Raw genomic sequence first — 13,218 nt, 5'->3', positions numbered from 1 at the left:
CCTAGGTAAACTTCTTTTTGAATCTGGTAAAAAAGGAATCCGGTTTTTCTTCTTCGTAGTAAGAATTAGTATAACCATAGCCATAACCATAGCCGTAGCTATAACCATACCCGTAGCCATAAGCGCCTAATCCATCGGCATCATTCAGAATCGTGCACATTTTAGTAAAATTGTTAAGGCGCATAATTTTATTCATGTTCTTCAAAAAAGTTTTTTTTGAAAAACCAGCCCGAATAATATAGATAGGAATATCTGCTTTACGCATCACCAAAATACCATCCGTTACAAGCCCTACCGGTGGAGTATCTACCACTATAACATCGTACGAATGATACAGTTCTTCAATCATCTCATCGAAACTAGTATTCAGAATTAATTCCGAAGGATTGGGCGGAGTAGGGCCCGCTGAAATAAAATCCAGGTTAGGCATGGCAGTATGCCGGATACATTCGGCTACACTGTGCCGGTCAATCAAAATAGTACTGATACCTTTGGTATTTTCGGCATCAAACGCCAGGTGTACTTTAGGCTTGCGCAAGTCCATGTCCAGAATAATGACACGTTGATTGGATTGCGAAATAATACCCCCTAGGTTAACCGCCACAAACGTTTTACCTTCCCCGCTTACCGTTGAAGTAATGGAAATTAAGCGCTTACTTTTGGAAGAACTGATAAACTCCAGATTGGTTCTAATGGAGCGAATAGATTCACTTATTGCCGAGCGCGGGTTTTTATCTATAATTAGTTTAGAAATAGGTAACTTTTCTTTTCTATAACGAGGTATGACCCCTAATATAGCGGCCTGAGAGCTCCGTTCTAATTCGGGCAAACTGGTTATAGTATTATGCAATAAGTAACGGGCCGCTATTAACCCCAAACCTAAAAATAAACCACCCGCTAAACCTATACCATACACTAACAATTTATTCGGATAAATAGGTGCGCCTGGACGGGAAGCAGGTGCCAGAATTTGAAAATCCGGTACGGTACCAGCCCGGGCAATGCCAAATTCTACCTTCTTATCCATTAACATCAGGTAAAATTTCTCGTGCAGGTCAAAGAGCCGTTGCAAGCGGGCGCGTTTGGTTTCTTTACCGGGCATTTGCAGTAATTCCTGCTGAATATGGCGGATGTTCGAATTAACAAGCGCTACTTCTTTCTGTAGCAATACAATATTCTGGGCTAATAACTTACGTACCGATTGCTCGACAAACTTAATTTCTTCTTCCAGCAATTGGTACGCTTTAGTAGTAGTTTTATACGACTGCACCATTAAATTACGGTCGAGTTGCAGGTCGCTTAGCTGAGCGATTTGCTTTAAAAGTTGCGCATCGTCTAACTCTTTTAACGACGGAATCATCTGATCTAAATTAGAACTCTTATTTAGCAGCTGATCTACTTCGTTTAATAAAGAAATTTGCAAGTGCAAATTAATCCTTTCCTTATTCAATTCCTCCAGCTTGGTTATGCTTTTACTGACATCTGCCCGCACATCATAGGTTTTATTTTCTTTCACGAAGTTTTCCATCTGAATTTCGGAATTACCTAAATTTTCGTTGGTTTCTTTTAATTGTTCATCGAGAAAGGAAAGCGTTTGGCGAGTTGCCAAATCTTTTAAAGCAATTTTTTGCTCTAAATAAACCGAATCGATGGAGTTTACAATTTCGTGCGCCTTAAATGGATTGTGGTCGGTAAAAGAAATTTCAACGGTACTGGCATCTAGGTTAACAATATTAACCGCCACGTTAGAGGTTAAATATTGCCGGATAGCCGCATTGCTGTTAACAATAAAATAATATTTTTGGGCAATAACATCGGCACTTAAAGGCACCCGCAGCGTTAAAGTGAACGAAAAACCAGGCTTTTCTACGGGTTTACCAATGGTGTGTTCTTCGGTTATTTCCTGATCTCCCTCCAAATAAGACAAATTAAAGCGGGTAGCGTCGAGCAACGTTACATTGTATCTTCTGTCGTAATAAGCCTCGTTGGTTAGCTGATAAGTAATTTTAAAGGGAGAATTTTTGTACAACTCTTCGTTTAAAACATTTCCGATAGAGTAATAATTTATATCCAGCGGCAGTTTTTGTTGCAGCCTTTCGAAGGTAAAGTTGGATTTAATAATTTCAATTTCGCCGGATAGGTTAGATAAAGTTTGCTGATTTTCAATAGTTCCTCCTAATCCTAAACGTCCGGCTTCTGATTGCTCGTCGATTTTTAAAGTAGAGGAAGATTTAAACAAGGGTTTGGTATAACGCAAAAATAAAAATGCCCCAATTAAACCTAGTACAATTAGCAAACTTACCCAGATTAAGCTTTTCCGGATAATGCTAAGCAGCATGATAAAATCAATATCGCTGCCGCCACTATCCTCCTCTACTTCTACAGCAGCAGCATAGTTATTTTCTAATTCCTCCAGCACAATGCTTTCTTTGTTGGTCATTAATTTTTTATTACTCTGTTAGTCTCAGATTTTATAAGTTTTTGATTAATAGGTAAGTAGAAACCACACCCACAAAAGTGTTTATCACAGGAGTTATATCGCGGAGTAATTCAAAAAAAAGCCGTTGGTTCGGTTCAATGTAAATAACATCGTTTGGTTCTACGTAAAGAGTGGCTTTTCTCATCCCATCAATAGTGCTTAAATCCACTACCTGTACAATAGGATCATGATCTAGGTAATCTCGTATAATGCGTATGTTATGTGCTTTCCCTTCGCGGGTTACTCCGCCCGATTGAGCCAGCGCTTCAAAAAGATTCATGTTATCATTCGTCATCTGAATTACATTACCCCCATTCGCTCCTAAAACAAAAATACGATTATTGGTAACGTGCGTAGATACAAACGGCTCTACATAATACTTGGCGTATAAAGTTTGTAACAAAGAATCTGTTTGCAACAAGGTAAGGCCAGTAACTTTTACATAGTCTACCATGGGCAGCTTTACTGTTCCGTCGTGCTGCACCAAAAACTCCGTATTATAATAACTTTGACTTCCTTGAGTACTGCGCTGGGTACGAGAGGAACTCCGGGTAGCACCTCCCTGGTTATTCGAAACACCCGGCGCGCCAAAAGGCAGTTCACCGTTGGGGTCAAAAATCCGTTCTCCTCTATTTGTGTACACTCGTACATCTATATAATCGTTCGGTTGAATAATATAGTTCCTTTCTACGGTAGCTAAAGATTGCTTCAGCTTTTCCATATTAATGTCGCCGCTGGTTTTAAACATAATGTTTTGATTGTAGGTGCGGCACGAAGAAAAAGAAAAGACACAGGCAAAAACCATGTAAAGATTAAACCGAAACCGAAGGTTGATTTGCATTAATTTATAGATAATGAAAGCTGTACTTTTTCGTTACTAGTAACGGACTAAAACTTATTTTATTTAACCTAAATCGCACAAAGTAAGTTAAATTATATAAGGTTTCAAAAAGGTTATAGTTCCGGTAGTATCGAGGGTGAATAGTATTTTCTGGTTAAGTACGTTTTTAAAACCAAAATATACGAAAGGTAATAACAAGCTTTACTAACTCAACAAATAGCTAATACGGAAATAAGTCATAATACGCAATGCAGGTAACTCTAACTGAAAATCAACAATTTATCGCCCAAATGATTCAAGAATTCGGGGCGAAAAATATCAAACCCTTTCTAATGAATTGGGACGAAAGCCAGGAATTTCCGGTAGAAGTATTTAAAAAACTGGGAGAGTTAGGATTAATGGGGGTTTTGGTGCCAGAAGCATACGGAGGTTCTGGTTTTGGCTACAAAGAATACGTTACCGCCATTTCAGAAATTTCTAAAATAGATGGCTCTATTGGCTTATCGGTAGCGGCCCATAACTCTTTGTGTACGGGTCATATTCTGCAGTTTGGCAACGAAGAACAAAAACAAAAATGGTTACCTAAATTAGCTAGTGGCGAGTGGATTGGGGCCTGGGGCTTAACCGAACCCAATACTGGCTCTGATGCCGGCAATATGCGCACGGTAGCCGTACAAGATGGTGATTATTATATTCTGAATGGCACGAAAAATTTTATTACGCACGGTAAATCGAGCAATATTGCCGTAGTAATTGCCCGGACCGGTGCGGCCGGCGATTCTCATGGCATGACGGCTTTTGTCATCCCCAAACCACACGAAGGCTTTACCCATGGTCGTAAAGAAAACAAATTAGGCATGCGCGCCTCCGAAACGACCGAACTCATTTTAACCGATTGCCGGGTACATAAAGATACTATATTGGGCCAAGTGGGTGATGGATTTATTCAATCCATGAAAGTGCTGGATGGTGGCCGAATATCTATTGCTGCTCTTAGTTTAGGTATTGCGCAAGGAGCGTACGAAGCAGCTTTTAATTACGCTCAGGAACGTCAGCAATTTAACCAGCCACTTACCGGTTTTCAGGCGATTTCTTTTAAACTAGCCGATATGGCCACTCAAATTTCGGCCGCTTCCCTGCTGATGTATCGGGCCGCTGATTTGAAAGACCGGGGCGAAAATGTGACCAAAGAATCAGCGATGGCGAAGTATTATGCTTCAGAAATTTGCGTTCAAATTGCGAACGAAGCCGTTCAGATATTTGGCGGTTACGGATTTACCAAAGATTACCCCGCTGAGAAATATTACCGCGATGCCAAACTATGTACGATTGGCGAAGGTACTTCCGAAATTCAAAAGCTGGTTATTTCCCGGGAAGTGTTGCGGTAAATAACAGTAAAACTATAAAGTGAGGCTTAGCTAATACCAATTTGAAATAAATAAGCCGTATTTAGTCGACTTTATTAGATGCTAAATAGGCCGTAACTAAGAAAAGTTGACAGCCGTTTGGCTAGGGAGGGCCTTCTAAGGTGCCGAGGAACGAGGCATGGTGAGGCACGAGGAAAGGAAGTTTAAACCCGTCTGGAAGCGCCAAACGAGGTCTACCCGCTACGAGGTGGTTACTCTTGAAACCGCATTAGCACCGCAGTATGGAGCCGAGAACCAGCTCTAAAGACAAACAGCTACTATTACTTTTCCCAACACGGCTTATAAGTTTCAAGCTGGTATTATTACAGAATAATCTAAGCAGTTTTAATACGTACTTGCTTGTTAGGAACCGATTAACTCAAAAGTTACACCTAAGAAAGCTGCATTCTATAACAAAAGGATTTAAGCTTTAAGGTTTTAATTCTATTCTGATTTCTTCTTTTACTGTCTGTTCCTCCATTGGTTTGTGCCAACCATAAAGAAATACGGTATAAATAGTAAACTTGCATTAAAAATTAAACCTTTTTCTTGATTTTCAGTAATGTTGTATCTAAATTTGTCATCCTTTAAAATCAGTAATATAAAACATGATCATTGTAAACGTAAAAGATAACGAATCAGTAGACAGAGCTCTGAAGAGATTTAAAAAGAAATTTGAGAAAACCGGGGTATTAAAAGAATTACGGGCCAGAACCTATTTCGAAAAACCTTCGGTTAGTAAAAAAAGACAAAAAGAGAGAGCAGTATACAAGCAACAACTTTTTGTTGACGAAAACTACTAATACATTCGTATCCCATATATTTGTTCCATAAATTAGTACTACCGTTAGTTTAGGCTAACTTAGTATTAATTTATGGAATTATTTTTTAAATACCTGCAGTACGAGAAGCGGTACAGTCCGCATACGTTGCTTTCTTATAAAACAGATTTAGGTCAGTTTACGGATTATCTGCAAACTACTTACCAGATTACGGATGCGGCTGAGGCAGACTTTCATATTATCCGTTCCTGGCTAGTAAGCTTAGTTCAGAGAGATTTGGACTCCCGGACTATAAACCGTAAAATTGCTTGCCTGCGTTCTTATTACAAATTCTTACTCCGTGAAGAGCGCATCGATAAAAATCCTACATTACGCATTAAACCTCCTAAAACGGCAAAGAAGCTACCAGCCTTTGTTCCGGAAGAAGCTCTTAACACCTTATTAGATTCTTTTTCTTTTGAAGATTCTTTTGCGGGCTTTCGCGATAAATTAATTCTGGAATTTCTGTACGGCACGGGTATGCGTTTAGCCGAATTAATTGGCATTTCTCATTCCGATATAAACTTGCCCGGTCGTACCGTAAAAGTGCTGGGAAAAGGCAACAAAGAACGGTTAATACCGCTGAACGACTCCTTACTCACCTGCCTGAATGCCTACCTGGAAAAGAAAAAAATTGAGTTCCCGGATAACCCTACCAACAGGCTGCTCGTTACAAATAAACTATTGCCGCTTTATCCGAAATTTGTGTACAGAACCGTAAAAAAGTATATTGGCATGATTACTACCTCCCGCCATACTCATCCACATGTGTTGCGTCATTCGTTTGCAACGCATTTGTTAAATAAAGGAGCTGATTTAAATGCCATTAAAGATTTATTAGGTCATGCCAGTTTAGCTGCTACGCAGGTGTACACCCATACTAGCATCGAAAAACTGAAATCAATTTTCGACAAAGCTCATCCTAAAGCTTAAGTTTCACTTTAACTATTTATCGACTATGAAATTACAAATCAATGCTGTCAATTTTGATGCGCGCACGCAACTGCAAGACTTTATTCAGCAGAAAGTTAATAAATTAGAAACATTCTATGACCGCATCATTGAAGGCGAAGTTTTTCTGAAGTTAGGTAATAACAACCAGATAGCGAATAAGATTGTAGAGATAAAATTATTTGTACCGGGCAGCACCTTGTTTACCAAAGAAGAAGCCGATTCTTTTGAAACGGCTACCGATAAAGCGCTGGACTCGATGACCCGGCAGTTAAAAAAGTATAAAGATAAAATAACAACTCATTAAACGTAAAATCAGATAAAAAAGAAAGGCCGGTTCATGAACCGGCCTTTCTTTTTTATCTGATTTTAGCAATTATAAGCCAAAAGCCGCTTTTATTTGATCCACGTGATCTAGTTTTTCCCAGGTAAATGTTTCGTACTCGCGTACTTCGGTTTTACCCTCTACTTGCACTTCTACTCTCTTCGTACCCGCCGGCCGGCCCATGTGGCCGTAAGCGGCGGTTTCGGAGAAAATAGGGTTCTGCAAGCCAAAGCGTTTTACAATCCCATAAGGCCGCATATCAAATATCTGACTCACTTTTTCAGATATTTCGCCGTCGCTCATAACATTACTCTGTGCGTCTTTTACTTTAGTAGTGCCGTAAGTAGTTACGTATACGCCAACCGGCTCGGCAACGCCAATAGCATACGCTACCTGCACCAATACCTGATCGGCTACGCCTGCTGCCACTAAATTTTTCGCAATATGCCGGGTAGCATAAGCTGCCGAGCGGTCTACTTTGGACGAATCTTTACCGGAGAAAGCGCCGCCCCCATGAGCTCCTTTGCCCCCGTAGGTATCCACTATAATTTTGCGACCAGTTAAGCCGGTATCGCCGTGTGGCCCACCAATTACAAATTTGCCCGTAGGATTAATATGGTACGTTATATCTTCCACGAACAAATTGGCGGTACGGGAAGGTAAAACAGATTTCACCCGGGGAATCAAAATAGTCAGCACATCCTTTTTAATAGTTTTCAGCATTTCAGCTTCATCGGCAAAATCGTCGTGCTGCGTAGAAATAACAATAGTGTCAATTTTTTCCGGCGTGTGGTTATCGCTGTATTTAATGGTTACCTGCGATTTCGCATCCGGCCGCAAGTACGTCATTTGTTTACCTTCTTTCCGGATGGCCGACAACTCTTTCAGCAGTAAATGCGATAGCTCCAACGCCAATGGCATATAGGTATCGGTTTCGTTGGTAGCATACCCAAACATCATTCCTTGGTCACCGGCTCCCTGGTCTTCCGGGTTGGCCCGTTCTACGCCTTGGTTTATATCGCCGGATTGTTCGTGAATCGCCGAAATAACGCCACAAGCTTCGGAATCAAACTTATATTCAGATTTAGTGTAACCTATACTTTTAATAACATCGCGGGCTACTTTTTGCACATCTACGTACGCCCGGGTTTTCACCTCGCCGCTTAGCACCACTAAACCAGTAGTTACCAAAGTTTCACAGGCTACTTTCGACTGCGGGTCTTGTTTTAAGAATTCGTCGAGCAACGCATCGGAAATTTGATCGGCAACTTTATCAGGATGTCCTTCCGAAACAGATTCCGAAGTAAATAAATAAGCCATATTGTTTACTAATTAGTTATCTTTTTAGAAATAGCTTTTACCGGTTGGCAAAACCGGTGCAAAGCTAAAATAAATTTAATGGAATGGAAAAAATATTATTTTACGGGAATACACAGTTAATGCGATAGTGCGTAAATATTTCTGTTCTTAGGGAACTGAACAATCAGAAAGAATAAATAACAACCGCCGAATTCGAGCAATTCGGCCCGCTTACCTAAAGGGCAAAGAGAAATAAGAATAAAGACAAGTAAAAAAGTGACTATCTGGTATCCGCGGGCAACGGGTATACCCGCCTGATTGACGAAGGAAAAGATAGCAGTTGAACGTTGGTAGATAATTGGTAACCCGAACAAATATAAGGCCGCCCCCAAAATCAGAAGCCGGGAAAAAATCAACAAATTAATACTCTGACCGCCTACTATTAAATTATGAATATTGGTTTCGTGCTGCGAATTATTCTTTTGAAAAAAAGAAGAACTTTCCAGGTGAAAGAGGCGCTGCCCCCAACTTAACTCTTCGCCGGCGGCAAAAAAAGAAAAAGCGGCAATTCCCAATAAAGTGAAAGAAAACAACCAATGGCGGTAGCGATACAACCGGAAAAGCCTTTTCAGAGATATAATCATAGCTGCCAATAAAGGCAAGATAGTCATCCATTCGATAAAGCCATCTTCTACGGCATAGGTAAATTCAAACCAGTACGGATCGGTACGCGACAGCACAATACCGAAAATAATTAGGCCAAGGACGAAGTATATAATGAAAATTTCTGCCTTGGTTAAGGTTGTTTGGCTCATTTAAATCCATTTGCGCCGCCAAAGATACTTACCCGGAACAGTATTCAATACTTACTTAACCCGATATTTTAAAAAGTATGGTTAGTTAACCGGCTTCAACGATGCTAGTTTGAGTATCCATTACCTTCTAGCTTCTGAAAAAGTACTAGACACTTTAATAAGATGGGATAAGAATAAGTTAATAATTTCAAAAGAAATCATTCCTAAACTATAAAGTGAAGCCAGCCTTTCCCTTGTTTTTAGGGAAGGTGCCGCAGGCAGTGGGGTTTAAAAACTCTGTGTACCACTTGCCCGAAGCTTTTACAATGCGCTGCTGGGTTTCGTAATCCACGTAAACCAGCCCGAACCGCGGATGATAGCCTTCGGCCCATTCAAAATTATCGGTGAACGACCAAACAAAGTAACCGTCTACTTTTACCCCTTCTTGCTTGGCTTTTAATACTTGTTTTAAATATTCCTGAATATAGTGCAGGCGCTGCGTATCGTTTACCTGGCCATTTATTACCTGGTCCGGGAAAGCCGCGCCATTTTCCGTAACAATTAGTTTTTTGATCTGCGGGTAGCTGTTAAATTTATGCAGGATGTGGTAGATAGCAGGCGGGTATACTTCCCAGTTCATGACGGTAGAGGCTACTCCGCGCTTTTTGGGCGGCACCAGAGCCGCCTGAATAAAAGGAGTAAACAGGGCATACTTTACCATTTCGCGGGTATAATTTTGTACGCCAATAAAATCAAAAGCAAAAGGCAGTAAAGCTTCGTCGTTGGACTGCATAAATTCTTCAATGCGGCGCAGGGGACGCACATCGGCTACCGGGTAACCTAAACCTAGAGCCGGCTCCAGGAATAAGCGATTTAAAATAGCATCTACGCGGCGGGTAGCGCCGTGGTCGCGGATTAGTTGCGGACGATACGGTTCCAGGTGCGAGCAAGAAAAAGTAGTACCAATTTCGGCGTGCGGCAAGTCAGCTTTCAAAATACGCCCCCCTTCGGCCTGGCACAAGGCGGCGTGGTGCGTCGCTGCTAAAAAGGATTTAATGCCGCGCCGGCCCGGCGCGTGTACGCCCAGAAAATAACCCGCTCCCACAAAAACCATGGGTTCATTCAGAACCATCCAGTATTTTACCCGGTCGCCAAATTTTTGAGCGCACAGGTGAGCATACTCCTGAAACCAGGCTACCATGTCGCGGTTGGTCCAGCCACCGCGACGCTCTAATTCTTGCGGTAAATCCCAATGGTACAACGTTACCCAGGGTTCAATGTTCCGTTCCAGGCAGCCATCAATTAAGCGGTTGTAATAATCAATTCCTAATTGATTTACCTGACCAAAACCCTGCGGGAAAATACGCGGCCAGGCCAGTGAAAACCGAAAATTCGGAATGTTCATCTGATCCATCAAGCAAATATCTTCGCCGTAACGATTATAAAAATCGCAGGAATGGTTGGCGTGGTGCCCCGACTGAATCTTGCCTTTTATGCCGGAGAAAGTATCCCAGATAGAAGGACCTTTTCCATCGGTGGTGTGAGCGCCTTCTATTTGGTGAGCCGCGGTAGAAACACCCCATTTAAACGTTTCGCCGAAGTCGGCCTTATTTAATGCTTGTTCAGGTGTTCCGGCAACAGCCGAAGTAATATTTTCTGAAAAATGTAGTTGCATGCTGTTATTTACTCAAAACGCTGGCAGTTAGCTTCCGGCGTTTACGTTTTTTATTTTTGCTATTGCGCGCGTCCCCGTTCGTGATGACCATCGTCTGGCCTCTTGCACTAGTGTAAATAGCTAAGATTTTAAATTCAAGTATATTCGTTTGCCCGGTCAGAGGCCTACCGGATAGTAGCCACTAGGCAAGAGCCTCGCGCCAGCATAAAATTATTTGAATTCTTTCAATATTCATCCGTGGCTTTACATTACTCAGATTTATACTTTAAAGTCTACAGGAACATCGGTTTTGGGTGTTTGTATCGGAAAGTTTTCCGGGTAAGTACCAGCAGCATGTTTCTGTAAAATCTTATCAATAATCTGTTCGGTTTCGTTGGGATAGTTTACCGGAATAACTGCCCCATTCTCGAGCCATTCTTCAACAACAGGTAAATGCTTGGTTTTAAGCGACGGAATAACGGGTACGCCCATTACTTTTAAAGCGGCCGCATTACACTGCTGTTCATATTGGCCTTTCATAGGGATAGCCAGTACTTTTTTGCCCAGGTACAAAGCTTCGGCGGGTGTTTCGAAACCGGCGCCGCATAACACCCCCGCACAGGTAGCTAAACTCTGCACGAAAGCCACGTTATTTATGGGATTTACCTGAATGTGTTTGTGCCGGAAAGGCATTTTGTTGTGCTTCGAGAATACCTGCCAATTCACTTCTTTAAAGCTTTTTAGTTTCTCTATTAATTGCCAATCGTCGTAGGCGGGTAGGTAAACGGTTATATGGCCTTGGTTCTCCGGAATAAGCTCGCGAATTTGAGATCGGATAACGGGGGTAAAAATATTCTCGCCGAAACGGTTGAAATGAAAACCATAGTGGTGGGTAGCCGGCGCATAATTTTTAAGAACAAACTTGCCGAAAGCATCTTCCTTTTTGGGTCGCGGGGCTTGCGGAGCCAGAACGGCACTCTGATGGCTTAAGGCAATGCAGGTTTTCTTTTTAAAATAACAGGCCCAGGCCGAAATCGGCTCAAAATCATTTAATACCAAGTCGTACGATTCAATGGCAAGCTGCCGCATTTCCTGGTAAAAAGCCCGGGAGTTGAGCTTACTAAACGTTTTAACAAAATCCACCCCGCCTTTCTTGCCAAAAATAAAGCTTAAACCCTTAAACTGATGTTGCACGGCATAAGGTAAGGAAACATCGGCCTGGCAACCGCTTACTAAAATATCTACTTCGGCTCGCTGTTTTAAAATAGGAATAATATCTAAGGCCCGGCTCAGGTGACCGTTACCCGTACCTTGTACCGCGTATAAAATCTTCAAGTGCTCCGCAATTTAAATTCCTGCATTAGATTTTGCATCAGTTCCTGATCGTTTAAAATTTCTGAGGTTGTATCCGGCAACTCTTCCTGGTGGGTAATGGTAAGATCCTCGTGGTAACGGTACAGATGCCACTCACCCTGGTAATATTCCAGCGCCGTTAAATTTTCGATCCAGTCGCCAGAATTCAGGTAAGTAACGGAGCCGTGCTGGGTAGTAATGTTTTTTATTTCCGGTTGGTGAATGTGCCCGCAAATCACGTAGTCGTAGCCGTTATCAATGGCAATATCGGCACAGGTCTGTTCAAAATTATTAATAAAGGCCACCGCACTTTTTACCCGGTTTTTTACACTTTTTGAAAACGATATTTTATTACCGTTAAATTTTACCGAAAAGAAGTTAACGAAACGATTAATTAAGATAAGTAAGTCGTAACCTACAGCTCCCAGCTTGGCCAGCCATTTAGAATGCTGCATGGTAACATCAAACACATCGCCGTGGAAAATCCAGGCCCGGCGGCCATCCAGTTCCAGCAAGAGTTTATTCTGAATACTAAACGAGCTCAGCTTAAAACCCACAAACTTGCGCAGCATTTCGTCGTGGTTGCCGGTTATGTATTGTACCTTTACGCCTTTGGCAATTAAGCCCGAAAGGTACTTTACTACCTGCATGTGGGCCTTGGGCCAATAACTTTTACTGAACTGCCAGATATCAATTATGTCGCCGTTAAGAATAATCTTTTTGGGCTTAATGCTTTTTAAATAGCGGAGCAGTTCTTTGGCGTGGCAACCGTATGTACCTAAATGCACATCTGAGATAACCACTACCTCTACGGGACGTTTTTTAACTCTCATTACTAATACCGCAACGGGTTACAGGTGAGATAATTGCTACAAACTTGACCCTTCGGCATGGTCGGATTTTAGCGCTGAATAAAAAGAGTGCAGTTGATACAATACTACGGTATCCACTAGTTTCCGGAATAAAACGGCGAATGCTTTCATATAAAAGAATTTAAATGGAACACAACGTACAAAACCGGAGGGTTAATATCCAGGGTGCTTGGAAAAAGAAGTAAGCAACAGGTAAATATTCCTTCGGAAGCATAATCTAACTCTTGCTTGTTAATACGCTAAAGGTAGTCCGCAGATGTTAGCGCACTATTACTATTAAGTTAAGTTTAAGTAAACCTTAATTTAAGCTCACATGACAAACTGGTAAGATAGAATTAAGAAAAAAAGAAGAATCGATGGTATATATATCTGGTTAATATTTTAAGCATATTTTACTAAGAAAACCTTTACTTCACTTATTAC

At 41.5% G+C, this 13,218-nt stretch carries 11 protein-coding genes; 4 read left to right on the top strand and 7 right to left on the bottom strand.

Translation table 11 applies throughout. The annotated features are described in order from the left end of the window. Position 1: 1 nt before the first annotated feature. On the bottom strand, positions 2 to 2,440 hold the full coding sequence (locus AHMF7605_RS20080) for a polysaccharide biosynthesis tyrosine autokinase (protein WP_106931816.1): 2,439 nt from the start codon (positions 2,438 to 2,440) through the stop codon (positions 2 to 4). Positions 2,441 to 2,471: 31 nt separating this feature from the next. Further along, positions 2,472 to 3,320 carry a polysaccharide biosynthesis/export family protein gene (locus AHMF7605_RS20075; RefSeq protein WP_106931815.1) on the bottom strand — a complete coding sequence of 283 codons (849 nt, stop codon included), beginning with the start codon at positions 3,318 to 3,320 and terminating at the stop codon, positions 2,472 to 2,474. A gap of 248 nt (positions 3,321 to 3,568) precedes the next feature. Here AHMF7605_RS20075 and AHMF7605_RS20070 point away from each other — a divergent pair, with 248 nt between their 5' ends. The 4 genes from AHMF7605_RS20070 (at position 3,569) to hpf (ending at position 6,805) form a co-directional block, all read left to right on the top strand. After that, on the top strand, positions 3,569 to 4,708 hold the full coding sequence (locus AHMF7605_RS20070; protein ID WP_106931814.1) for an acyl-CoA dehydrogenase family protein: 1,140 nt from the start codon (positions 3,569 to 3,571) through the stop codon (positions 4,706 to 4,708). Between the two features lie 626 nt (positions 4,709 to 5,334). Next, positions 5,335 to 5,529 (top strand): 30S ribosomal protein S21, encoded by a 195-nt coding sequence (gene rpsU / locus AHMF7605_RS20065; protein WP_106931813.1) that lies wholly within the window; start codon positions 5,335 to 5,337, stop codon positions 5,527 to 5,529. Positions 5,530 to 5,601: 72 nt separating this feature from the next. Beyond that, positions 5,602 to 6,480: a tyrosine-type recombinase/integrase gene (locus AHMF7605_RS20060; protein WP_106931812.1), complete on the top strand. Its 879-nt coding sequence runs from the start codon at positions 5,602 to 5,604 to the stop codon at positions 6,478 to 6,480. Between the two features lie 25 nt (positions 6,481 to 6,505). Next, positions 6,506 to 6,805 (top strand): ribosome hibernation-promoting factor, HPF/YfiA family, encoded by a 300-nt coding sequence (gene hpf / locus AHMF7605_RS20055; RefSeq protein WP_106931811.1) that lies wholly within the window; start codon positions 6,506 to 6,508, stop codon positions 6,803 to 6,805. Between the two features lie 69 nt (positions 6,806 to 6,874). On the opposite strand, the gene metK is transcribed toward hpf, so the two are convergent. From metK to AHMF7605_RS20030, 5 genes are all read right to left on the bottom strand, one after another. Continuing rightward, a complete protein-coding gene (metK, locus tag AHMF7605_RS20050; protein WP_106931810.1) occupies positions 6,875 to 8,143 on the bottom strand; it encodes a methionine adenosyltransferase in 1,269 nt (422 codons plus the stop codon). A 116-nt stretch (positions 8,144 to 8,259) separates the two neighbouring features. Then, positions 8,260 to 8,937, bottom strand: a complete 678-nt coding sequence (locus tag AHMF7605_RS20045; RefSeq protein WP_106931809.1) for a hypothetical protein — start codon at positions 8,935 to 8,937, stop codon at positions 8,260 to 8,262. A gap of 208 nt (positions 8,938 to 9,145) precedes the next feature. Next, positions 9,146 to 10,591 carry a GH1 family beta-glucosidase gene (locus tag AHMF7605_RS20040; protein ID WP_106931808.1) on the bottom strand — a complete coding sequence of 482 codons (1,446 nt, stop codon included), beginning with the start codon at positions 10,589 to 10,591 and terminating at the stop codon, positions 9,146 to 9,148. Positions 10,592 to 10,849: 258 nt separating this feature from the next. Further along, on the bottom strand, positions 10,850 to 11,905 hold the full coding sequence (locus AHMF7605_RS20035) for a glycosyltransferase family protein (protein WP_106931807.1): 1,056 nt from the start codon (positions 11,903 to 11,905) through the stop codon (positions 10,850 to 10,852). Then, complete coding sequence (locus tag AHMF7605_RS20030) at positions 11,902 to 12,756, bottom strand: UDP-2,3-diacylglucosamine diphosphatase (RefSeq protein WP_106931806.1); 855 nt, start codon at positions 12,754 to 12,756, stop codon at positions 11,902 to 11,904. Before AHMF7605_RS20030 ends, AHMF7605_RS20035 begins: the two co-directional genes overlap by 4 nt. Positions 12,757 to 13,218: the final 462 nt, after the last annotated feature.

The organism is Adhaeribacter arboris, assembly GCF_003023845.1.
Taxonomy (GTDB): domain Bacteria; phylum Bacteroidota; class Bacteroidia; order Cytophagales; family Hymenobacteraceae; genus Adhaeribacter; species Adhaeribacter arboris.
This window is presented reverse-complemented; position numbering and strand designations above follow the sequence as displayed.